The sequence below is a fragment of the Bacillus sp. T-10(2022) genome, from assembly GCF_056502895.1.
Map to the genome: position 1 here is coordinate 1,389,993 of NZ_CP113518.1, position 24,290 is coordinate 1,414,282.

At 40.7% G+C, this 24,290-nt stretch carries 22 protein-coding genes; 10 read left to right on the plus strand and 12 right to left on the minus strand.

Annotated features, from left to right (window positions below; genetic code table 11):
• Positions 1-141: 141 nt before the first annotated feature.
• Entirely contained in the window at positions 142-1,035 is an 894-nt protein-coding gene (locus OSJ91_RS06830) for a DMT family transporter (RefSeq protein ID WP_350300578.1), read from the minus strand.
• 175 nt (positions 1,036-1,210) lie between these two features.
• Positions 1,211-1,750 carry a prolyl-tRNA synthetase associated domain-containing protein gene (locus OSJ91_RS06835; protein WP_350300577.1) on the minus strand — a complete coding sequence of 180 codons (540 nt, stop codon included), beginning with the start codon at positions 1,748-1,750 and terminating at the stop codon, positions 1,211-1,213.
• 128 nt (positions 1,751-1,878) lie between these two features.
• On the opposite strand from OSJ91_RS06835, the gene OSJ91_RS06840 reads away from it, so the two are divergent.
• Positions 1,879-2,748: a LysR family transcriptional regulator gene (locus OSJ91_RS06840; protein WP_350300576.1), complete on the plus strand. Its 870-nt coding sequence runs from the start codon at positions 1,879-1,881 to the stop codon at positions 2,746-2,748.
• A gap of 325 nt (positions 2,749-3,073) precedes the next feature.
• On the opposite strand, the gene OSJ91_RS06845 is transcribed toward OSJ91_RS06840, so the two are convergent.
• Positions 3,074-3,919, minus strand: a complete 846-nt coding sequence (locus tag OSJ91_RS06845; RefSeq protein ID WP_485891275.1) for a helix-turn-helix domain-containing protein — start codon at positions 3,917-3,919, stop codon at positions 3,074-3,076.
• Between the two features lie 222 nt (positions 3,920-4,141).
• Between OSJ91_RS06845 and OSJ91_RS06850 the strand changes: the two genes are divergently transcribed.
• Positions 4,142-4,525, plus strand: a complete 384-nt coding sequence (locus OSJ91_RS06850; protein WP_485891862.1) for a competence protein ComK — start codon at positions 4,142-4,144, stop codon at positions 4,523-4,525.
• A 47-nt stretch (positions 4,526-4,572) separates the two neighbouring features.
• On the opposite strand, the gene OSJ91_RS06855 is transcribed toward OSJ91_RS06850, so the two are convergent.
• The 3 genes from OSJ91_RS06855 to OSJ91_RS06865 all read right to left on the minus strand — a co-directional run bounded on the left by OSJ91_RS06855 (position 4,573) and on the right by OSJ91_RS06865 (position 7,428).
• Positions 4,573-4,791, minus strand: coding sequence for a DUF3006 domain-containing protein (locus OSJ91_RS06855; RefSeq protein ID WP_057275817.1), 219 nt, complete (start codon positions 4,789-4,791; stop codon positions 4,573-4,575).
• Positions 4,792-5,631, minus strand: a complete 840-nt coding sequence (locus tag OSJ91_RS06860; protein WP_485891276.1) for a ComEC/Rec2 family competence protein — start codon at positions 5,629-5,631, stop codon at positions 4,792-4,794.
• A gap of 1,425 nt (positions 5,632-7,056) precedes the next feature.
• Positions 7,057-7,428 (minus strand): YhjD family protein, encoded by a 372-nt coding sequence (locus tag OSJ91_RS06865; protein ID WP_350302809.1) that lies wholly within the window; start codon positions 7,426-7,428, stop codon positions 7,057-7,059.
• A 288-nt stretch (positions 7,429-7,716) separates the two neighbouring features.
• Here OSJ91_RS06865 and OSJ91_RS06870 point away from each other — a divergent pair, with 288 nt between their 5' ends.
• From OSJ91_RS06870 to trpB, 5 genes are all read left to right on the plus strand, one after another.
• Positions 7,717-8,331: a TVP38/TMEM64 family protein gene (locus OSJ91_RS06870; protein ID WP_350301700.1), complete on the plus strand. Its 615-nt coding sequence runs from the start codon at positions 7,717-7,719 to the stop codon at positions 8,329-8,331.
• 33 nt (positions 8,332-8,364) lie between these two features.
• Entirely contained in the window at positions 8,365-8,928 is a 564-nt protein-coding gene (gene lepB / locus OSJ91_RS06875) for a signal peptidase I (protein ID WP_350301701.1), read from the plus strand.
• 191 nt (positions 8,929-9,119) lie between these two features.
• On the plus strand, positions 9,120-12,617 hold the full coding sequence (gene addB / locus OSJ91_RS06880; protein ID WP_485891277.1) for a helicase-exonuclease AddAB subunit AddB: 3,498 nt from the start codon (positions 9,120-9,122) through the stop codon (positions 12,615-12,617).
• Complete coding sequence (gene addA, locus OSJ91_RS06885) at positions 12,610-16,350, plus strand: helicase-exonuclease AddAB subunit AddA (RefSeq protein WP_350301703.1); 3,741 nt, start codon at positions 12,610-12,612, stop codon at positions 16,348-16,350. The genes addB and addA overlap by 8 nt, the downstream gene beginning before the upstream one ends.
• Positions 16,351-16,471: 121 nt before the next feature.
• A complete protein-coding gene (gene trpB / locus OSJ91_RS06890; protein ID WP_350301704.1) occupies positions 16,472-17,635 on the plus strand; it encodes a tryptophan synthase subunit beta in 1,164 nt (387 codons plus the stop codon).
• Between the two features lie 44 nt (positions 17,636-17,679).
• Here the strand turns inward: trpB and OSJ91_RS06895 are convergent, their stop codons facing one another.
• The 6 genes from OSJ91_RS06895 to OSJ91_RS06920 form a co-directional block, all read right to left on the minus strand.
• Positions 17,680-17,898 (minus strand): spore germination protein, encoded by a 219-nt coding sequence (locus OSJ91_RS06895; protein WP_095391926.1) that lies wholly within the window; start codon positions 17,896-17,898, stop codon positions 17,680-17,682.
• Between the two features lie 21 nt (positions 17,899-17,919).
• Positions 17,920-18,327 carry a spore germination protein GerPE gene (locus OSJ91_RS06900; protein ID WP_350301705.1) on the minus strand — a complete coding sequence of 136 codons (408 nt, stop codon included), beginning with the start codon at positions 18,325-18,327 and terminating at the stop codon, positions 17,920-17,922.
• 5 nt (positions 18,328-18,332) lie between these two features.
• Positions 18,333-18,512, minus strand: a complete 180-nt coding sequence (locus OSJ91_RS06905; RefSeq protein WP_034314611.1) for a hypothetical protein — start codon at positions 18,510-18,512, stop codon at positions 18,333-18,335.
• Positions 18,502-19,113, minus strand: a complete 612-nt coding sequence (gene gerPC, locus OSJ91_RS06910; RefSeq protein WP_350301706.1) for a spore germination protein GerPC — start codon at positions 19,111-19,113, stop codon at positions 18,502-18,504. The genes OSJ91_RS06905 and gerPC overlap by 11 nt, the downstream gene beginning before the upstream one ends.
• A gap of 83 nt (positions 19,114-19,196) precedes the next feature.
• On the minus strand, positions 19,197-19,403 hold the full coding sequence (locus OSJ91_RS06915; RefSeq protein ID WP_350301707.1) for a spore germination protein GerPB: 207 nt from the start codon (positions 19,401-19,403) through the stop codon (positions 19,197-19,199).
• Positions 19,404-19,424: 21 nt separating this feature from the next.
• Positions 19,425-19,646, minus strand: coding sequence for a spore germination protein (locus tag OSJ91_RS06920; protein ID WP_063577089.1), 222 nt, complete (start codon positions 19,644-19,646; stop codon positions 19,425-19,427).
• A 223-nt stretch (positions 19,647-19,869) separates the two neighbouring features.
• Between OSJ91_RS06920 and OSJ91_RS06925 the strand changes: the two genes are divergently transcribed.
• The 3 genes from OSJ91_RS06925 (at position 19,870) to OSJ91_RS06935 (ending at position 24,263) form a co-directional block, all read left to right on the plus strand.
• Positions 19,870-21,462 carry a long-chain-fatty-acid--CoA ligase gene (locus OSJ91_RS06925; protein ID WP_485891278.1) on the plus strand — a complete coding sequence of 531 codons (1,593 nt, stop codon included), beginning with the start codon at positions 19,870-19,872 and terminating at the stop codon, positions 21,460-21,462.
• A 312-nt stretch (positions 21,463-21,774) separates the two neighbouring features.
• Positions 21,775-23,049: an MFS transporter gene (locus OSJ91_RS06930; RefSeq protein ID WP_350301708.1), complete on the plus strand. Its 1,275-nt coding sequence runs from the start codon at positions 21,775-21,777 to the stop codon at positions 23,047-23,049.
• A gap of 32 nt (positions 23,050-23,081) precedes the next feature.
• On the plus strand, positions 23,082-24,263 hold the full coding sequence (locus OSJ91_RS06935; RefSeq protein WP_350301709.1) for a DUF418 domain-containing protein: 1,182 nt from the start codon (positions 23,082-23,084) through the stop codon (positions 24,261-24,263).
• Positions 24,264-24,290 lie beyond the last annotated feature (27 nt).

The following is a 24,290-nucleotide window of genomic DNA, read 5'->3' on the forward strand; positions in this document are numbered from 1 at the left end:
CTATTATTAAGACTTAGAATTGCTAAAACAAAAAAAGTAAGATAAATTTATCCTACTCTTCTACACTAATCATGCTTCTTCTTAGAGTAATACTATGCTTAAGATAAAACAGTGGAAACGAATGCTTCCCACTTCTTAACGTTATTCAGCTGGTGTTTTCATTAATTGTTTTGAAAAGTTGACTGATTTAATTTCACTAACAAATGTAGAGCCTAATAGCAATGCCCCACCAAGCATTTGAACAATTGTCATTTGTTCTTTCAGAATAATTGCAGAAATCAATATAGCTACAAATGGATCTACATAACTTAGCATAGCTATACTCTGTCCTTTTAATTTTTCCATACCAGAGAAAAATAACCAAAACCCAATTCCTGTATTGATGATCCCTAAAATTAAAATAAAAGGAATGGAAGAACTTGATACTTCAAAGATACCAAATCCTTCAGTAAGGAAAACATATGGCATTAGAAGTAAAGTGGTTGTTCCAAGCTGAATGATGGTCAGCTCTAACCTTCCAATATCTTCAATAAATTTATTTAAAAGCAATAATGCGGCATAAAATGCAGCTGCGATTAATCCAAAGGAAAGTCCAAGTATGTCATCTGATTTGGATGCACTCACGCCTTCTCCTACAATCATTAACATACCAATGATTGCTACACCAATACACACAATTTTTTTAATGGATAATTGTTCCCGAAGTACAAAGGGAGAAAGAACCATCACAAACACAGGTGCAAAATAATAACCTAGCGTTGCATTGGCAAGTGTTGTATGATCGTAGGATTGATAAAGAAAGATCCAATTCCCTCCCAATGCAATACCTGAGAGAATCAAAAATAAAGCATTAGATTTAACTAAATTCCATGATATTTTCTTCTTACTCATGAAGAATATTAACAGTAAGAATAAGCATCCTATGAAACTGCTTAGTAAAGCTCTTTCGCTCGAAGATAGATCAATGTATCGAACAACTAAACCAATTGTACCGAAAATAATCATTGATAATATAAACTGAATTTTAGATTTCATCGTCTTCTCCTACGAATCTGCGAAACAGCTTATATTTCGTAGATTCTTAACCTTTTTTAATATAAGCGATCACAGACCTCGATAATATGCAGGGTGGCAATACTTACACCGATTTGTGCGCATGTTTCAAATAAAATATGCACTTTTCATTTTAATCACATTCTTTTTCTGCATTTCACATTTCAATCACAGTCGGAATGTGCTTTGCATAGGTTAGGAAGTTATTGACGACCAGCTTTGTTTTGACTTTCATATATCCGGTTGTAGTCCCATCGCTACATCCATACCACTCTTCCAAAAGCACATCCTTATCAAAGACAACCTGCACAAGATTTCCCTTATCCATTAAAACGCCAAATACAGTAGCAGCGCCGATTTTTACGCCCAAAATATTTTCCATCAGCTCTGCAGGAGCAAAGGATACGCGTGAAATGCCGAGTGCATTGCTGAAATCCTTTGATTTGAATAGCTTATCTGCGGTAGTGATAAATAAATAAAATTCTGTCTTTTTACTATTGCAGAGGAACAGCGTTTTTACCATTTTCACATTCAATTTTTGATTGATCTCGATACAGTCCTCCATTGAAATTGCTTCATCTGTATTCACTCGTTCAAATGCAATCTGTAACTTTGTCAATGCTTCGTAGACCATTTCTTGTAGTGGAGCCTTATAGCTGTCTGGTGCTTTTTCCATAATATCACTCACAAAAAACATCCTTAAATACCTTTTCCTTTCCCAATTTGAATTTTTATTAGTAATAACTTATCATATTCACATGTATTACAAAAACGAATGTTTTTCATGATGTCCATGACTAAACCAGATGATTGGAGGAAAGAGACATGAATATCCAAAAATATATGGCATTTATCAAAGCAGTAGAATTTGGTAGCTTTACCAAAGCTGCCGAAGCATTGGACTATACACAGTCTGGAATCAGCCGTATGATTAACGATTTAGAAACGGAATGGGGGGTTTTCCTTTTCGAAAGAGGACGTGCCGGTATCAGTTTAACCTCGGATGGCTTAAAGTTACTGCCCCAATTAAAGCGAATCTGTAATGAGCATGAAATCTTAATGACGCAGATCGAAGACTTACACGATATGCATTCTGGGATGATCCGTATTGGGACATTTTCCAGCGTAGCAACCCATTGGCTCCCTAACATTATTAGAATTTTTAAGAAGGATTACCCAAAGATTGATTTTGAACTTCTGCTTGGTGATTATACAGAAATTGAAAGCTGGATTATAAATGGACGTGTTGACTTCGGGTTTGTGCGGCTACCGTCAAAAACAGAACTTGAAACTACCTTCTTGGAGCAAGACCGTTTGCTGGTAGTGATTCCACAAAAACATCCGCTTGCTAATTGCGAAAAGTTTCCAATCAACGAATTACTAAACAGTCCTTTTATGCTATTAGAAAAGGGAGCAAAAGCAGAAATCTCTGAAATTTTTGAGAAGCACCATATTTCACCGCAAGTTAATTTTACAACATGGGATGACTACGCAATTATGTCTATGGTGGAAAATGGACTAGGAATCAGTATATTACCAGAATTGATTTTACAGCGTATTCCTCACAAAATTATAGCGAAAGAGCTTGAAGTTCCTGCTTTTAGAAATATTGGCATTGCAACGAGAGAGCAAAAATCACTTTCCCTTGCGTCCAAGAGATTTTTAGAATATTTATCATATAGGAACAGTGAGTGAAAAAGTATGATGGAGAAATCATTTAATTACATTGTTAAAACACCACATCATTTTAATCCTGATTTCTGTTTCCAATTACTTAAACACACATGACAGTCTGTTTGAAAATCTCAAATCAGTGGTTCGTGCCTATAATCTGGTCCGAACTTTTTATGATACTGAAGAAAATGTTCAGACAGGCAACAATGCGTGTTTTTAAAATAGACCTCACTAGAACCTTAGCAAACGAAAGTATAAATAACTATCCTAATTGTTTCAGTAATCCTTCTTGCACTAAACTGCCCCTTTAGTTCTATAAGAAAATCAATAATCACCTTTTCTGAGATTAATTATGGTTGTCCATAAAATCTGCATCAAAGTAAAGATTATTCATAAGTTTGTTTACAATGCCGTTGAAGTAAGCAAATTGCCCTTTATGCATCTTAACTCCACTCTTAATCTTCATAGCAAATTTCTTGAATGCTTTGGTGCCGATTTCTATTTCCTGTTTCCTTGTAAATGCCCGTTTGTTAGTCGAATAATCCACCACTCTATTACATTGCTTAATTACCTTCCAGAATTCCTGTATAGTTTCAGCTTTTTCGTAGAATGAACCAACTAGGTTACTAAATACACCTGGAACCCAATGGGCTACGAAATTTGCTTGTTTCAAAGAGTTTTCTGGAGAATTATCCACATGAGAGAATTGAGCAACATCTTTACGTTTATTGTTTTTAATATTTTGTTTTAAGAAAGAAGTATTTGTTTTAATGGCCGGACACTTCTTGACCTCTTTCGCAGGGGTCTTGCCGGTCATATCATCTTTCACAGGCTGAATAATGATGGCATTGGCTGTTTGCATCATATCCTTTTTTCTCTTCATGGGTACCTGGCGGATCATGCCGAGGTCTTCAAGTTTTTTCATTAAACGTTGAACAGTTTTATAAGAGACTTCAAGCTTAGCTGCAATGGTATTCTTACACATATAGCTCACACCTATTTGTTTGCAACTGTGACGCTTTAAAATCTCTAACAACTTAATTAATCTAGCTTGTACATCTACACGTTTTACAGACACTCTAATGAAGTCTCGGTAAACTCGTACATTCTTATTTAATTCTTCTACGTCAATGAAAGATGATAGGTTGTTATATGCTTCTTCATTTGCGATTACATCAATACGTTTCTTCATAAACTATGTCTCCTCTTTGGAAACAAAAAAGCAACAGATTGCCAAATGTAAGCAAACTGTTGCTTTCAACTCTAAACATGATATAAAATACTTGCATAGAGTACAGCAAATGTTTGCCTATCGTGAGTAGGCGGACGGTTTAAGGGATGTTTCCAGCATCATTTAAACACGCTGTGCTTTTTTGTTTTTAATTTTCAAGAGGTTATTTTTAGTACTTTCATAATCTATGAAGGACGCAAGCAAGGCACAAAACAGCTTATAAACATCACACATAAAGCGCCTATTGCGATCGATCCGACCAGTTCGATTTTCTTCTTTCCCACTACATCTCCGTTGCGTCCTCAATGCATCTGGTTATCACATGAGCATGTGGTATCCTATGACCGCCTGGATTCCAAACATACTACCATCACATTCAGGAATAGACAAACCATCGATATAGCAGTATCATGCAGTTCTTTCGAAAACCAGCTGCACCGGACTTCTTTTTTAAAAACGAAATTGATCCAGAGGATTGAGGAAACAAAGAGGAAATCATTCTATCTGTTCACCGAAGCAAATGGGGTCAAGGCTTCAGAGGTACTGTCAAAGTATATACCGCGTTAAACAGTCAAACCAAAGCAAGCCCTTCTTATTAAAGAAGGGCCCAGGAATTAATCTTCAAATAATTCATCCATTAGATCGTCAATTTCTTTTCTTAACTTCTCAGTGCCCTCTTTGGAAATGGTGATGGTATCACCATCGATAATCAGCATATCTCCTACTTTTGCTCCCTTTGGGAGAGCGCTTTTAGGAAAATCCTTCATGTCACCACCATCGATTTCAACGACAGCGATCTTTCCTTCGAAGCGGTCAATAATTCCTTGTACCATTTATTTCACCGTCTTTACAGTAATTTTCTGACCTGTAGAAGTAAAAATAATGTTACCTGATTTATCTGTGCGATAAGTTTTGGCCTTCACTGAATTCAACCGTTTTATAACAGTGGAAGTAGGATGCCCATAGCCATTTTTTCCTACACTGATTACAGCGTATTTCGGTTTTGTTTTGTTAATGAATGCTGAACTAGTTGATGTTTTTGCACCATGATGGCCGACTTTAAGTACATCCACACTTGGTACCAGTTTTTTAGCCAGCATATCTGTCTCTGATTTTTCTTCAGCATCACCTGTAAACAAGAATGTTTTTTTGTCGTGTTTAAGTAAAAGGACTGCACTCCAATTATTTAAGTCAGACTTGGCATATTCTTTAACAGGTGCAATGAATTTAAGGGAATTATCCTTAGCTTTAGTGTTGATTTCCACGCCAGTCTGAGCTTTTTTTATTGTAAGCTTCTTCTGCTTAACAGCCGTTAAAAAGTCTTTATATGCCTGGGTAGTATGAGAAACTTTAGGGGCATACACAGATTTTACATTAAGCGATTTAACCACATAAGCCAGACCGCCCACATGATCCGCATCTGGGTGAGTGGATACTAATGCATTAAGTGTTTTCACCTTTTGTTTTTTTAGGTAGGCTACAACTTCGTCGCCCTTTCCTTTACCGCCGCCATCAATTAAAACGTTTTCGTTACCGGTTTGAATAAGGATGGAATCTCCTTGTCCAACATTGATGAAATGTACCTTTACATTTGAGGCTGCCTCAGTTGTTTTAAGTCCAGTAAATAAAGACAAAACAAGAACAGCAACCAGTAGAATATTTATTTTTTTCATTTTTCCCCTCCAAATAATAATTTACCATGTGTAATTCGAAAAATGGGGATTTGGACATAATTTTCTTTGTGATAAAAAAATGAAGCGGGTGTCAGAATTGTGGTTAGGTAAAATGGTCCTGGGTATTTATGGTGAATTGTCACTGGTGAAGAAGGGGAATGTACCTGAGTTTTCAATATGGAGAAGATGATATTCTACAGGCGGATAATGGAATGATTCTTTCATACGATCATTCATATCAATGTTTACTTTAGCAAAAGTCACAACCAAAAGCCCTTCTCATATGAGAAGGGCATCAGAATTAATCTTCAAATAACTCATCCATTAAATCTTAAGTTTCTTTTTTATGTTTCAGAGCCTTCTTTGAAAAACCATCGATATACAAACAGTTCCTCTTTTGCTTCCTTAGGATAGAGCATTTTTACAGTAATTTTCTAATTTGTAGAAGTTAGCTGCACACAGTTTAAGTGTAGGTATCATAAAGTTACTGAAATGTGTACAGCCTTCTTCTCTCAAATGGTTCAGAAATAGAGGGGGGGAGAATGCTGAATTTCAAATCACTTCTAAAATGAAACTACCTATTAAAGTGATAAAAAAACATGCTCTCCCAATAAAAAGTGCCTTTTTGGGGACCTTTAATTGCTTCTCAAGGTAATATATGTATCCAAAAATGAAAGACGTTCCTAATGTAAGAATAATGTAATCTACTTCAAAACCTAGAATTATATAGTTATATACCGGTATACTTCTAATATAACCAATAACGAATACTCCTATTGCAATATATCCAAGAATAGAATTCATTATAAGGCTGCTCTTTTTCATAATTTCCCCCGTCTTTATTTGGACTGCACTTCACAGCACCCGTATATCATTATTTAAAGCGTATTGCCGTAAATCAATATAAGGGTACGAAGATTTATATGTATAATTTCTGTCTCTATGTAACCCTTATTATCTCTTTCCGCTAACTCTTCGGGAGGCCTGTACTTTCCGTCTTCTTTGTTATGTGTTTCTTCTGGATAAATCCCTTTAACAAAAGTTTTGAAAATGAAAATCGGTGCAATATACTGTGTTTAGACAAAATACTTTCTGCTATTCCAATTAGATCTAATAGATTGTACACCATATATTAGTGAAATGTTGCTATGATTGGATATAATTAAATATGTTTAGCAATTAATCAAGAAGCATTTACAGAGTGTAGTTCAATCAGAAAATCAAATTCACTCGATGGAATATCATTTGCTGATAAAGTTTTAAATAAAAAACATTATCAGCTTATTCTTAACCGAAACATTCCGTTACGATAATTCCTATATTGACTGATTAAGCGTAACTTTCTCATATAAGATATTGGATGATCTAAGGCTCCAAACATCCACATTCATGGACACAAACATTTACGGAGGTTGCCTGTACCCGCTAATTCCTTGAACGGTGGTTTTTTTCGAAAAAGTAATGACATAACAAGTCTTCTGTTTTGTTGCGAAGGCGGGGATTGAAATAATTATGATGTTCCTCGTATCCTTTATATAAAAAACAATACATCGTGAAGGATTCATCGCGTTTGATTTCACTAACCTTAATATTCTCCTTGCGCAAATAGCGCCGTACCTCGGCAAGTTCGTCTTGAACCACTTTTAAAATATGTTCGACTAGCTCCGAATAGGGCCTTTTTAATTTAAACGGACTAATTTCGATGACCTTGAGATCCCGGTTTAAGACTGTAATAACCATAGGGAGGTAGATGGCTTTTTCAATCATATTTCGGTCATCTTCTGGAATGCGGGTCATCATGACCGCCCCTTTCTAAAATAGCGCGTTTTTAATAATAGTATGTATATTCCGTAAAATAAGAACGTGCGTTCTATTTTTATCCTAATGTATTTTCAGTGTATTTGCAAGCAGTTTTGATAAATCAAGAAATATTCGTTAACAAGATTATGTTTTCCGGAGATAGGGAAAGTATGAAGATATATGGATAATAATTCTTGCAATTTCAGGGGAAAGTGATATATCTAAAATAAACAGTTTTTAATAAGTTTATGCTGCAATGATGGCAGCATGTCGAGGGAGATAATTATGGATTTGGATACTATACGTGAGTGGTTTACACTTGATCATATATCGGCACTTATTCAGCAATATCGCTCATTCGGTCCAATTCCTGGGATCTTGCTGCCGATGCTGGAAGCTTTTTTGCCTTTTTTGCCCTTAGTGGTGTTCGTGCTTGCTAATGCAACGGCTTTTGGTCTCTGGTGGGGATTTTTATTTTCTTGGATTGGTGCGGTAGCAGGGTCTTTTTTGATCTTTTGGATTATTAGAAGATATGGTCAAATGAGGTTTTTCCGATTTTTGCAAAAGCATAAACAGGTGCAGAGGCTGATGGTTTGGGTTGAGAGCCATGGATTCGGTCCTTTGTTCATATTACTCTGCTTCCCTTTTACACCTTCGGCTATCGTTAATATCGTGGCAGGACTTTCAAAAGTCAGTATGCTGCAATATGGACTTGCAGTAGTGGGTGGGAAAGCGGTGATGATTTTTACGATTAGCTTCGTAGGTTACGATTTAGTATCATTGATTCATAAACCTGTGCGAACGATCATTATCGGAATCGTCATCTTTATCCTATGGTATGTAGGGAAAAGACTGGAAGTCAGGTTAAATAAAAGCATGAAGAGAGAAGAAGGACAATAAATTAATATATAAATGCAGTAGGGGTTGAACTAGATGGAAAAAACAAACAAGAATTCTTTATCCGATTGGATAAAACCAGCGATGATAGCTTTTGTTATTTACATCTTAATCCGTACATTTCTCTTTTCAAGCTATGATGTTGAAGGGAAGTCGATGCAGCCGACCCTTGAAGATGGAAATAAACTTGTCGTGAATAAAATCAATTACCAGATTCATGATATCAACCGTTTTGACATTATTGTTTTTCATGCGAATTCACAAGAGGATTATGTTAAGCGAGTTATAGGGATTGCAGGTGACCGAATTCGTTATAAAGATGATTGGCTTTACGTAAATGGTGAGAAAGTGGATGAGCCTTATCTTGAGAAATTCAAGGAAGGTTTCCCAGAACAGGATTTTACGGGTGATTTTACATTAAAAGAATTGACGGACATGACCAAAGTTCCGGAGGGCAAGCTTTTTGTCATGGGTGATAACCGTCTTGAAAGTGCTGACAGCCGTCACTTTGGTTATATACCGGTTGAAAATGTTGTCGGTAAAGTGGATGTTCGATATTGGCCGGTCAATGATTTCAATTTTAAATTTACAGGTGAATGATTGTGGAAGCCCAAAAATTATGTGGGCTTTTTCTTTTGGGGGAAAAATACGAACGTACGATTGGTGTTTTTTGAAGGGAAACGGTAAAATAATAGAAAGTAAATCTAATTGGAAACAGAAACCTAGTCATAGAGACGAAAGTATTTCTGGTATGATGGGTCTAGATATTATGTTGTAAGGGGGAAAAAGAGATGTCACTCCGTTTTTTACTGGGAAGATCGGGTGCAGGGAAAACTTCGAATATATTGGACGAAATCCGCTCCAAATTGACAGAAGATCCCGAAGGTAATCCAATTATCTACCTCGTTCCTGATCAGATGACGTTTCTATCTGAATATAAACTAATTAAAACACCAGGCCTTGCCGGAATGATCCGGACACAGGTTTTCAGTTTTAGCAGGCTTGCATGGCGAGTCCTTCAGGAAACCGGGGGGATGAGCCGGCTGCATTTGGACAGTGTCGGCGTCAATATGTTGATACGGAAGATCATGGATGATAAAAAGGAAGAGTTAAAGATGTTTCGTCGATCTGCTGATAAGCAGGGGTTCATTGCACAGATGGAGCTAATGCTGGCTGAATTCAAGCAGTATTGCATCCAGCCTGATGACATTCAAAACTATTTGGCAGAAACCTCACAGGCCGGCAGCGGCATTCAGGATAAACTGCATGATCTTGAATTGGTCTATCAGGCTTTTGAGGATGAAATGGTCAACAAATATTTAGACTCCGAAGACTACTTCACTTTGCTGATCGAGAAAATGCCAGAGTCTTCATATATAAGGAATGCGGATATATACATCGATGGTTTTTATAGCTTGACTCCACAGGAATTATTGATTGTGGAAGAAATGATGAAGTTGTGCAGGAGTGTAACGATCTCACTGACGTTAGATCAGCCCTACAGGCAATATGCACCGGATGATTTGCAGCTGTTCAGGCAAACGGGAAATCTTTATCATCACCTTTATCAGGCTGGATTGAGGAATGGCATACCGATTTCAGAAGATCGAATCTTAAAAGGGACGGAAAGGTTTGGAAAGAGTCCAGGGCTGAATCATCTGGAAACTTATTTTGCCATTCGTCCTGCACAAACGTTTGAGCAGTCACCTGATGTAACGATCGCCCAGGCAGTTAACCGCAGAGCTGAGATTGAGGGAGTTGCCCGGGACATCTTGTCGCTGGTCAGACAGAAACAGCACCGCTTCCGTGATATTGCGATTTTAGTCCGTAATGGGGAAGCATACGCAGATATTTTACAAACCGTTTTTCGGGATTATCAAATACCCTTGTTCGTCGATTCCAAACGGACGATGCTGAATCATCCTCTGATTGAACTGATTCGTTCCACTTTGGAGATCATCAATGGCTATTGGCGTTATGAGCCGGTATTTCGTGCAATCAAGACGGAGCTTCTATTTCCGCTGCAAAAAAATCACGATAGGATGCGCGAACAGGTAGATAAGCTGGAGAACTATGTGCTGGCCCGCGGCATTAAAGGAAGCAGGTGGACGTCCAAAGATCGTTGGACCTACAGGCGATTCCGCGGCCTGGAACTCGAGGACCGGAACCAAACGGATAAGGAAATGAAGCTTGAGCAAGAGTTGAATGAGATGAAGCAATTATTTACCGAGCCCATCTTGAAGCTCTCAAAACGTGTTAAAAAAGCTGCTAATGGCAGGGAATTGTGTGAAGCCCTTTATCTATATCTTGAAGAATTGCATGTACCTGAAAAATTGGAAAAGCTGAAACTGGAGGCAGAAGAAGCAGGTGATTTGGTATCGGCAAGAGAGCATGAGCAAACTTGGAATGCGGTTGTCGACCTATTGGACCAATTCGTTGAACTGCTGAGCGGGGAAGAGCTTTCCATGAAACAGTTTGCGGTAATCATTGAAGCTGGTCTGGAATCTCTTGAATTTTCTTTGGTACCGCCGGCAATTGACCAAGTATTGGTCGCCAGCCTAGATTTATCCCGCCTGGATGATGTGAAGACAGCTTTTGTTATCGGCCTGAACGAAGGGGTTCTGCCAGGAAAAGCTGTATCTGACGGAATATTTTCAGATAGTGATCGTGATGTGCTGCTGGCTGGTGGACTTGATGTTGCCCCAAGTTCAAAAGTGCGCCTGCTGGATGAGGAGTTTACAGCGTACAAAGCATTCACTACGCCTGCTGAGGCCCTTTATCTATCATATCCGCTTGCCGATGAGGAAGGAAAGGCACTTTTACCCTCATCCTATTTAAAACGGGTAAGGGACGTATTGCCTAACGTTTCCGAAGTGTATTATATGAACGATCCGTCCGATCTGCCTGCTGAGGAACAGGTGAAATATGCTGCGAATCATGATGTGGCCCTATCGTACCTGGCTGCCCAATTGCAGTTGAAAAAAAGGAACTATCCAATCCATTCACTATGGTGGGATGTATATAATGCCATTATTGATGATGAAAAGGCCGGTCCTTCAGCAACTAAGGTTTTATCGAGCCTTTTTTATCAAAATAGGACAAAGAAATTATCTGAGGAAACAAGTAAGCAATTATACGGTGAGAGCATTCTTACGAGTGTATCCAGGATGGAAATGTTCAATAGCTGCCCGTTTTCCCATTATGCCGCTCATGGCTTGAAATTGAGGGAACGGCAAATTTTCCGTTTGGATGCGCCGGATATAGGCGAGATGTTCCATGGAGCGTTGAAAATGATTTCCGATTACTTAAAGGAACATGATATTCCTTGGTCTACATTGACTTCGGAACAATGCTTGGAGCTGGCCAGAATTGCTGTGGAGAGACTTGCTCCTAAACTCCAAAATCAGATTTTGTTAAGTACGAATCGCCATCACTATTTACGCAGGAAACTGGAACACGTGATTGGACGGGCCTCGATCGTATTAAGTGAACATGCAAAGGTGAGCGGTTTTGCTCCAATCGGATTAGAACTCGGATTCGGAAAAAATGGCGAGCTGCCGCCACTTTCTTTCACATTGAAAAACGGTACGAAGATGGAATTGATCGGGCGGATCGACCGCGTGGATAAAGCGGAAGAAGATGAGGGTGTCTATTTGCGTGTGCTCGATTATAAGTCGAGTGAAAAGGAACTGAACATGAGTGAAGTATATTATGGACTCGCGCTGCAGATGTTGACATACCTTGATATCGTCGTCACCCATTCCAAGTCGCTTATTGGAAAAGAAGCGATCCCTGCCGGGGTTTTATATTTTCATGTGCATAATCCTGTTGTCAAATCAAAGGGAATGCTCAGCTTGGATAAAATTGAAGAAGAAATTTATAAAAGTTTTAAAATGAATGGACTTGTACTGGATCATTCAAATGTCATTCAAATGATGGATACCTCACTTGATATTGAAAATCCTGGTAAGTCGGATATCATTCCAGCTGGATTTAAAAAGGACGGATCGCTCCTTAAGGCTTCCAAAGTTGCCAGCAGGGAAGAGTTTTCGCTTCTGAATCATCATGTGCGCCGTATTTATCAGGAGGCTGGTGATCGAATGGTCGATGGTGATGTCGATATAACGCCATACAAACTAAAGGAAAAAACGCCGTGTACCTTCTGTTCCTTTAAATCTGTATGCCAATTCGACCAGTCACTGGAGGAGAACCAATTCAGGAATTTGGCACAGAAAAAACAAAATGATGTTCTTAAGCTATTAAGGGGGGAGGGTGAGAGCGATGAGTAAAACGAAAATTCCTGCTCTGCCAGGAGACGTGACTTGGACGGAAGATCAATGGAAGGCGATATGGGCTAAAGATCAGGACATTCTGGTTGCGGCCGCAGCAGGCTCAGGGAAAACAGCGGTGCTGGTCAACCGGATCATTCAAAAAGTCATTTCAGAAGAAGATCCAATCGATGTTGATGAACTGCTTGTCGTTACATTCACCAATGCCTCAGCTGCCGAGATGCGTCATCGGATAAGTGAGGCATTAGAAAAAGCGATCAATGATAATCCGCATTCACAGCATTTGCGTAAGCAGTTGAGCTTGATTAATCGTGCTTCGATTTCCACGCTTCATTCCTTTTGTTTAGAGGTGATCAGGAAGTATTATTATCTGACGGATATCGACCCGGGCTTCCGGATTGCAGATTCTACGGAGATCCAATTGCTTCGTGATGAAGTGATGGAAGAGCTTTTCGAGGAGCAGTATGGGCAAAGTGATAATGAAGAGTTCTTTAATTTGGTTGATGCTTTCACTAGCGATCGAAACGATGATGCACTTCAGAATATCGTTCGATCGCTGCATGATTTTTCACAATCGAATCCAGACCCGGACCGATGGCTTGATGGTGCCGCCAGCATGTATGAGCTGGCAGATGATGATGGGATTGATGATCTTTCGTTTATCGATTCATTGAAGTTCGATATCGGTTTACAATTGGACACCTCCAGGGATTTATTGGAACGCTCGCTTGCGTTGACAAAAATCCCTGGGGGGCCGGCACCAAGGGCTGAAAACTATATAGCCGATCTTGCCATGGTTGCTAAACTTTCAGAGTTGAAGGACCAATCCTGGAATGCTCTTTATGAAGAAATCCAAAACGTGAAATTTGGGACGGCAAAACGCCTTTCTGGTGCGGAGTTTATCAAAGAAATTACGGATGAGGCTACCAAGTACCGTGATAAGGCGAAGAAAATCATCAAATCGTTACAGGAAGAGTTATTTACCCGTAAACCGGAAAGCTACTTGAGGGATATAAGGGAGCTCAAGGGATATGTCGATACACTTGTAATGCTTGTTAAACGGTTTGACGAAAGATTCTTTGCTGCAAAAGCAGAAAAGAACTTGGTGGATTTCGCCGATTTGGAACATTATTGTCTTCAAATTTTGACAGGGGAAACGGTGGATGGTGAACGAAAACCTTCAGCGGCAGCCATTGAATACAGGAACCAGTTCAAAGAGGTGCTAGTGGATGAGTACCAGGATACTAACCTGGTTCAGGAATCCATTTTAAAACTTGTGACGGCAGACGGCGAATATGATGGGAATCTTTTCATGGTAGGCGATGTCAAGCAGTCCATTTACCGGTTCAGGCTTGCGGAACCGAATCTCTTCCTTGGAAAATACACACGTTTTACCCATGATGGTGTTGATTCCGGACTGAAAATTGATTTAAACCGCAATTTCCGGAGCCGAAAAGAAGTTCTCGATGGGACCAATTTCTTGTTTCAACAGTTGATGGGCATTACTGTCGGTGAGATTGATTATGATGAAGATGCCCAATTGAAAAAAGGCGCCCCATATCCCGAAGACGATCCAAACCCGATCGAACTCCATTTAATTGACGGAACAGCCGATCCGGAAGCACATTCGGAAATGGAAGGATCGGATGGCGGGTTTGAGGCCGAGGAGCTTGAAAAAGCGCAGCTCGAAGCAAGGCAGATGGCAAAGCTCATTAAAAAGGCTATAAGCGAAAAGCAACGGATATATGATACGAAAACCAAAAAGTACCGATCTGCCACCTATCGGGACATGGTCATTCTTCTTCGTTCGATGCCATGGGCACCGCAAATCATGGAGGAATTTAAAAAACAAGGGATTCCAGTCTATGCCAATTTATCAACAGGGTATTTTGAAGCGACCGAAGTGGCCATCATGATTTCCCTATTGAAGGTGATTGATAATCCGCAACAGGATATCCCATTGGCATCCGTTCTCCGTTCACCCATCGTCGGACTGGATGAAGAAGAGATGTCACAGGTGCGTTTATTCCATACAGGGAGCTACTACGAAGCGCTAGCTGATTTTTACAGAAAGAGTGACCCGGAAGAACATCCGGGGCTTTATGAAAAGGCTACTGCTTTTTATAAAAAACTAGTGAAGTGGAGGAAGCTTGCCAGGCAGGAGGCATTATCAGATTTGATCTGGCTGCTATACCGCGAAACGCAGTTTTATGATTTTGCAGGTGGGATGCCGGGCGGCAAACAGCGTCAGGCCAATTTAAGAGCGCTGTATGACAGGGCAAGGCAATATGAAGCAAGTTCATTCCGCGGTCTGTTCCGTTTCTTGCGTTTCATAGAAAGGATGCAAGAACGCGGAGATGATTTAGGGGCAGCTCGTGCTTTAGGAGAACAGGAAGATGTAGTCCGGCTGATGACGATTCACTCGTCAAAGGGGCTTGAGTTCCCGATCGTGTTCATTGCCGGTCTTTCCAAGCAATTCAATATGATGGATTTACGCAAGCCCTATTTACTGGATAAGGATTATGGCTTTGCGGCAAAGTATGTTAATTCCGAATTACGGATAACTTATCCATCCCTCCCTCAATTGGCTTTTAAGAAAAAAAAGCAGCTTGAATTAATTGCCGAGGAGATGCGTGTCCTCTACGTGGCTCTAACGAGGGCTAAGGAAAAGCTTTATTTGATTGCCAGTATCAATGATGCAGAAAAAACGCAGCAGAACTGGGAAAGTAATGCGGCACATGGAGATTGGCTATTGAAGGACTATGTACGGGCAGGTGCAAAAAGTTATCTTGATTGGATTGGTCCATCCCTTGTCCGCCATCGGGATTCTCTTGGGGCTGCAGGTCTTGGCTTGGAAATGGAGTCACACCCATCGAATTGGTCCATTTCCGTCATTCCAAGTGAAGAGCTTGCTGTTCTGGATGAGGAAGAGGCACTGGTTCAAGAGCAAATGCTTGAACATGTCCAGAAATCGGAGAAGGTCAGTATCGTTTCCGAGTTTTATGATGATATCAAGAAACAGCTTGAGTGGGAGTACCCCGAGCATGAGGCGACGGTGTATCGTTCCAAGCAATCCGTTTCTGAACTAAAACGTCAATATGAACTAAAGGACGAGCAAAGCTCCACAGAGCTATTGCGTAAATTTAAGCGGCCTATCACGAAGCGGCCGACTTTCATGCAAGAAAAGTCACTGACTCCTGCTGAAAGGGGTACGATTACACATTTAGTCATGCAGCATATTGATTTATCTAAAGAGATTACCATTCAGTCGATTCAGGAACTGATGGTTGACTTGATTCAACGTGAGCTGTTGACGGAGGAACAGAAAGAAGCTGTGGACCCTGAGACGATCGTCGATTTCTTTGACAGTGAAATCGGACAAAGAATGCTAGAGGCCGTGAACCTTCGCCGTGAAGTGCCATTTACGATGTCGCTGCCTGCAAAGGAAGCTTACAGCGATTGGGCAGCTGGAGATGAAGAGATACTAATCCAAGGTGTTATTGATTGTATCTTTGAGGATGAACAAGGTCTTGTGCTTCTCGATTATAAAACGGATACAATCACCGGACGTTTTGCCAGCGGGTATGAAGGGGCAAAAGAGATTCTTGCCGATCGATACCGGATGCAGCTTCAGCTTTATACGCGGGCTGTTGAAGGGATCATGAATAAGAAGGTAACCGGCCGTTACTTGTTTTTCTTTGACGGCTCGCATTTATTGGAAGTAAAAGAGTGAAGGAGTGTCCCATAAGTGGGACGCTTCTTTTTGGATAAATAAACAGAATAGTTTGAAAAGATATAAATGCTTACTATATACTAGTGGAGAAAAATACCTTTTTAAAGGAGTAGAGAAGAGTATGACGAGTGAGATCAAGAGCAAGGGATATTTTGGTGAGTTCGGCGGAAGCTTTGTACCGGGTGAACTTCAGGAAGTTATGGATATTTTAGAAACGGAATTCCTGAAATATAAGGATGACCCGGAATTCATTGAGGAGTTTCAATATTATTTGAAAGAATATGTCGGACGCGAAAACCCGTTAACACTTGCAAAGAATTTAACGAAAAAGGTTGGCGGGGCAAAAATATACTTGAAGCGTGAAGACCTGAATCATACAGGTGCTCACAAAATTAATAATGCGATCGGACAAATCCTGCTCGCTAAACGGATGGGTGCTAAACGCATCATCGCAGAAACTGGCGCTGGACAGCATGGTGTGGCGACTGCGACTGCATGTGCGATGTTTGGCATGGAGTGTGTGATTTATATGGGTAAGCTGGATACGGAGAGGCAGGCATTGAATGTCTTTCGGATGGAATTGCTGGGGGCAAAAGTCGTAGCGGTCGAAAAGGGACAGGGTCGATTGAAGGATGCCGTTGATGAGGCATTGAATGATTTGGTGCAAAACTATGAAAATACTTTTTACTTGCTTGGTTCAGCAGTGGGACCACACCCATATCCAACGATCGTTAAACATTTCCAATCAATCATAAGTGAAGAATCGAAGCGCCAGATCCATGAAAAGGAAGGAAAACTGCCAACTGCCATCATTGCTTGTGCAGGAGGGGGAAGTAATGCGATCGGTGCTTTTGCTCATTATATTGATGAAGACAATGTCCGTTTAATTGGTGTAGAGCCAATTGAAGCCCCAAGTATTTCTCAAGGTGTCCCGGCAGTATTGCACGGATTCAAAAGTTTGACGTTAGTGGACGAACAAGGGGAACCAAAACCGACATTCTCCATAGCTGCAGGTTTGGATTACCCGAGCGTGGGACCCGAGCATAGTTTTTTGAAAGAAAGCGGACGAGCGGAGTATGTGACGGTAAAAGGGGAAGAAGCTCTTGAAGCTTTTCAGGTATTATCCAAAACAGAGGGCATCATTCCGGCTCTCGAAAGCTCACATGCTCTAGCTCACGCCATGAAGCTCGCAAAAGAGTTAACAAGAGATGATATACTGATCGTTAATTTATCAGGCAGGGGAGACAAAGATGTTGAGCAAGTATTTAACATGTTAGAGAAATAAGCCGAATTTAAAAGCCTCCTGGAAATGGGAGGCTTTTTCTATGACTAATTATTCCCTGTAATGGGTTGGTCGACCCCATTGACATCAAGGACGTTGCTTCCATTCAGGCCATTGGCCGTAAAAACGATTGCAGCCGTGTTCCCTGAGCCGGATCCGCTAACGGATTTGGAGGAAGACTTAGGGGAAATGACGGCGCAATCACCGAATAACAGATTTCCTTGAGCGACATTAAATACTTGAACTGGGCCGATAATGGCGGGCATATGAACCCCTCCTTTTAAAATTTAAGTGTTGTTGGTTGAATCATCGATTGGTGTCTCTTCGGGTTTTTTAGGAACATCCCGAATATGCTTCACTCTTGATTCCATACGTGCATGGCCTACGTTCCCCACACCAACGACAGATGAGGCTGATATCCCGATTATATTGATATTGCCGACCCGTATGAAGGGATTAGGATTTGAAAAACTTGATATGACTGGTTCATTCAATCTCGGGATATAAAGTGGTTTCTTAAAAATGTCATAGTTCTCGAAATGAATATCCGCTGAATCGAAAGTTTCACTTTTCTTCTGAACGGCTATAGCCAGGGCATTTCCATCTATATATGAAGTATCCCCAATTTGCAGGGTGGAGCTGAATGATACCGTGTCGGATAATAAAGATTTTACTTTTGATATTCTAGAAAACATGTTATTTATCCTTCTGGAGAAAGAGGCACGAATGGCCCGATGATAAGGGATTCCGGCGGGGTATCGAATGCGGAAGATAATTGGACCGTTTGTACATCCCCTATGAGAAATAAAGCAGAGCTTGCTACACCGGTAATTTTTATATCACCTACACAAAGCTGGTGATTGGTTACATTAAACTCCATTTGGATTTCCTCCTGTCTCGGCTTGTGAATGGGTAATGAATTGGAATAATGCAGTTTGAATATCGGATTTCACCTTTTCCCTGATCTTTTCCTTGATATTATCCCGTTGCTGCGGTGCACGTTCGGCGTAAGAAAGATTATCGAAATACATATTGATTCGTTGATGAAGCTGGCGCTCGACGTCTTGCTTAATGAAGTCATGATAAGAGGGTTCCAATGATATTTTCAGCTGGGTTTCCGCATCGTTGATCATATTTTCCAAGTCTGAAAGTATATCGTTGTGAATTTCCTGGACGACGATTTCCCTGCCTGGAAATAGGTTAGGTGCTGGTTGGATGGGTTGGTTGTTGACGGCAAATTCATCAATGTTGTTAAGGTCAGTTGGATTTAAACCGATATTCAATGTTCCATCTAAAGATTCGACCTTTAACTGATCGAATTTATATTCAATTTTATCCACATGGATTGGCGGTTTATTTTTCAGCTCGGCAATTTCATCTGTCAGGCGTTTGAGTTCGTGTTCAAGTTTCATGATCCGTTTATCCTGGGCTTCAAGGAAACGCTGCATTTGTATGGAATATGAATAGAGATCCTGATTCACGATTCAACACCCCACCTTCACAATAAGTTAATCTCATATAAGACAGTATATGAAAAAGTTGGAGGTAGGTGAATGCCTATGAACTAGGAGGGTGTAAACGGGACGAAACTGGTTAATGGGATTACATCGGCTTCAATTGCGGGAGCAGGCTCAGTGAATCCACCGGTATTGGCCAATGTGGAATATGGTTTGATCACCCCGGCACTTCCTATTTGAAAAACGGATGAATTGGCGATGCTTTCAATTTTTATCATATTAATTTGTATGGTCTGGTGAATATTGAAGATCATACTGACTCCTTTCTTAAAACATTAGAGATTTAAGACCAGTGGCTGATCAACACCATCTGTATCATTTGTATTCGTGGTGCTATAGGCATTATAAAGGGATATGGATTCACCCGTATTAAACGAGCCAGCACCTGCAAACGTTTTTGAGGTGGAATAGGGACTAATTTTAAAGACGTCACCAATATGGACAATTCCACTGCTACCGACGTTGATGACTTGAACGACTCCTACGATGGCCGGCAAGAAAATCACCCTTTTTTTATTCTGGTTTTCCCCTGAATCTCAGGCCATGAGCCTATCACTGAAGGGAGTTTCAATGTATTGTATGTTGACTGATGATTGATGTGATTCATCTGCCTATTAATATGTTGTTATATAACACTGGTGGATATTATTGAAATGTTATAAACAGATATGGTAATATAATACTAATTCAGAATTTTCAAATAAAACTAGAGGTGAGGAAATGAATGTACCATTAGTATTATCGCATTTCTTAGATCGAGCAGCCTTACTATATGGCGATAAGAAAGCCATCATTGGAGATGACAAGGTATTAACCTACGCAGAATTGAACGGCCGTGTAAACCAGCTTTCAAATGGTTTAAGGGATCTTGGAGTCAAAAAGGGTGATAAGGTGGCATATTTGGCACCTAACTCAATTGAAATGCTTGAAGGCTTTTATGGGGTATTTCAGCTTGGGGCAGTAATCGTTCCCTTGAATATCCGCTTGAAGCCTGCCGACTATGTATTCATTTTGAACCATAGCGAGTCAAAGGTCCTTTTTGTAGATCAGGAATTGTATCATCTAATTTCCCCTGTCAAGGATGAATTGGAATCGGTGGAGCACATTATCGTTCATTATAAAGATGAAGAGATAAGTGAAACCGATTACAACAATTGGCTGGAACGTTATGATGACAAGTGCTTTAACCGGGAGACCGTGGATGAAAATGATGTTTCGAGCCTCCTTTATACTAGCGGGACCACAGGGAATCCTAAAGGGGTGATGCTGACTCACCGCAACAACTACTTACATGCCCTGGGTGCGATGCATCATTTCAGGGTCAATGACCGCGATACATATTTGCATGTACTGCCGATGTTCCACGTGAATGGGTGGGGTGCCCCATTTTATTATACGGCAAATGGTGCCACTCAAGTTTGTTTGAGGAAAACCAGCCCTGAAAGGATATTTGATGCATTACAAAAGCATAAGGTTTCCATCATGCATATGGCACCAACGGTTCTGAATTCTTTGTTTCAATATTATGAACGGAATGTTCCGAATCTCGAGCAGGATATTCGAATCGTTGTTGCGGGTTCCGCTCCGCCTCCTGCATTCGTTACAAGGGTGGAAAAAGAGTTAGGCTGGGAATTCATTCAAATTTACGGAATGACTGAATCGACACCGGTTAGTCTGATATCGCTGATTCGTTCTGAATTCGACGATCTTTCGGAAAAAGAAAAATACAGAATGAAGGCGAAAGCTGGGTATCCCATCATAGGCAGTGAGGTAAAGGTCATCCATGAAAATGGTGAGGAAGTGGCCCATGATGGCGTGGATATCGGGGAGCTCATTGTCCGGAGTCATGGAGTGATGTTAGGTTATTGGAAAAATGAAGAAGCGACCAGCCAGACATTGAGAAATGGATGGCTGCATACAGGGGATATGGCCACCATCGATGAAAATGGCAATGTGGATATCGTTGACCGCAAAAAGGATATCATCATTAGTGGCGGAGAAAATATCTCTTCCATAGAAGTGGAAGGAGTGCTCTACGAACATTCGGACATTCTTGAAGCGGCAGTCATTGCCGTTCCCCATGAAAAGTGGGGAGAGACGCCGCATGCCTTCATTGTGCCAAAAAGGGGCGTGGATTTAACGGAGGATGATATAAAGGCCTTCACACGGGAAAAACTAGCTCACTTCAAATCAGTTACCAGTGTGTCGTTCGTCGATGAGCTTCCGAAAACGGCATCGGGGAAAATACAAAAAATCCATCTCCGTAATGATTACTGGGAATCTAAGGGGAAAACAGGCAGATTCGTCAATTGAAGCTCGCTAACGCTGTTCAGAAATGATCAGCGTTTTTTTCTGTTTGCCCGTTCGATGGGATTCATATTAAGCTATGAAGATATCGGATCGGATAAATGAAGATTGCGGGGGCGATATTTTTGCATTCGTAAATAAGCCGCAGTAACTCATGCCATTGTTGGATAAGGATGGTCATTCAAGAGATTGGAATTTGTTTCGGTAAAAAGCATCCTGTTTAACGAGAAAGTGTTATTATTATAAAATATTTCAAATTATCATAATTTTCATTTTTTCATCATTTATTGTAAGAGTCTTGGATTGTGGGGGAGAGCATTGAAACGTATTCATTATAGCTGGGTTATTTTAATCATAACATTCTTCTCGATTATTGTAGCCGGAATCGTTAGGTCATCATCGGGAGTATTCATCGTTCCATTTGAAAATGAGTTCGGGTGGGACCGGTCCGTCATTTCTTTAGCCTTCGCCATAAGTTTGTTTCTATATGGATTATCGGGTCCATTCATGGCCGCTCTAATTGAAGTGCTTGGATTGAAGAAAATGATGGTATTGGCCATGTCCACTTTATTGGCAGGGATTTTACTCACTTTTTTCATGGAGCATGAGTGGCAGCTCATTCTTATTTGGGGAATTATCATTGGATTGGGTTCTGGAGTGTTTTTAACGGTATTGAGCCCATATGTGGCAAATCGTTGGTTCGAGAAGAGGCGGGGACTGGCGGTCGGGATACTCACGGCAAGTACGGCCACAGGTCAGCTCATTTTACTTCCGGTTTTAGCCATCATCATTGAGAATTACTCGTGGAGATGGGCGATTGGATTAATTTTGGTCCTTAGCTTGATCATGCTGGCAATCATCCTTTTGTTCATGAAAAACAATCCGAAGGAAGTGGGCACTCTTCCATATGGATTAGAAGAGGAAAATCTGGAGGCTGTTACAGCCCAAAAGAAGAACCCCATCGCCATGGCCTTTCAGTCGTTGATTGAAGCAGTGAGAGTGAAGGAATTCTGGTTATTGGCAGGAAGCTTTTTTATATGCGGACTTTCAACGAGCGGGTTGATCGGCACACATTTCATTTCTTACTGCATTAGTTTTGGTTTACCGGTTGTGACGGCTGCATCACTGCTATCTTTCATGGGAATCTTTGATTTGATTGGTACGACTGTATCCGGGTGGTTATCAGATCGTTTTGATAACCGTTGGCTTTTGTTTTGGTATTACGCTCTAAGGGGTGCTTCCCTCGTATTACTTCCTTTTGCGCTAAATGAAGGCTCAATCGGCCTATTGATCATTTTTTCCGTTTTTTATGGGTTGGATTGGATTGCCACCGTTCCTCCGACCATAAGCATTTCAAGGCAAGTCTTTGGCATGGAGAAAAGCGGGATCGTATACGGGTGGATATTCGCGGCCCATCAGGTCGGTGCAGCAGTGGCGGCGTACGGTGGAGGGCTTATCTTCAAAATATTCAACTCCTATACATGGGCATTCTTCCTTGCAGGAATCTTTTGCTTATTGGGCAGCTTGTTTGTCATACTGATAAAAAAGCAAAAAGCGGTCACGAAAGTTAAAGATGGTGCAATGGAGTTATAGAAAAATCTGTATGGATGAAAGAGGGTGTACCTATGAAGGACACGATGGTACCATTGCAGGAAAGTAAACGGATCGTAAGCATCGATATTTTACGTGGATTAGCCATTTTAGGGATTTTTTTAGTGAATATGCCTTCATTCCACTCTCCGCTTTTGTACATAGACGGTGCCGAGCGGTGGTCCGGAGGATGGGACAGGATTTTGTACAGATTCAGTGATATCGTCGCACAGGCCAGCTTTTATCCGTTATTTGCCTTTCTGTTCGGTTTCGGGGCAATCATTTTGGCAGTAAGGAGTGAAGAAAAGGGTATTTCATTTCCGTTACTATATATGAAAAGGCTAAGTTTCCTGCTGATACTTGGATGCATTCATGCTTTCTTCATCTGGCATGGGGACATCCTCATTAATTATGCTGTATTTGGGTTTGCACTTTTGTTTTTTTATAAGATGAAGGGCAGGAATTTAATTCTGCTAGGCTCGGTTTGTTATGTCCTACCATTTGCGATATTGGGTTCTCTATTTCTTATAATGGGCATTTTTGATAGTGAAGGGATGGCGGTTACGACTGATTCGGCGATGATGAAACAGTCTTTGGAAGTTTATCAATCTGGTACATTTACGGAACTGATGAGTCAAAGGGCGCTGGATTGGTATATGGTGAACAACCCTTTTAATGCCATTATCCTTTTTTTATCGATTTTTCCGTTTTTTTTAATGGGAGCAGGTGTTGCAAAACAAGGCTTTCTCCAAAATCCAGCCCAATATAAACGACAATTGAAAGCGATATCGATTGTAAGCTTGCTATTGGGCATGTCAATAAAGATTCTGCCATATGTGACGGTATACCATTTTGGTACGATATTCGTGCAGGATTATTTGGGAGGACCGTTACTTACGATTTTTTATATCACGGCAATCGCGCTTTTGGCGGAGCGGGCAGGGGCTTCCCGCCTGTTATACCCGCTTTCGTATATCGGAAGGATGTCGATGAGCAATTACTTGTTCCAATCGATGGTATGTACGGCCATTTTTTATTCATATGGGCTTGGTTTATATGGATCAGTCTCTTATACGACAGGTTTTGTTTTCCTAATAGCCCTGTTTTGCCTGCAAATTCTGCTTTCCTTATTGTGGATGGGTCTGTTTAATTACGGACCGGTTGAATATATATGGCGTTTTTTTACATATGGTAAAAAGCCGGTTATGCGCCGTTGAGGACCAGTTAAGAAGAAATGTAAATGA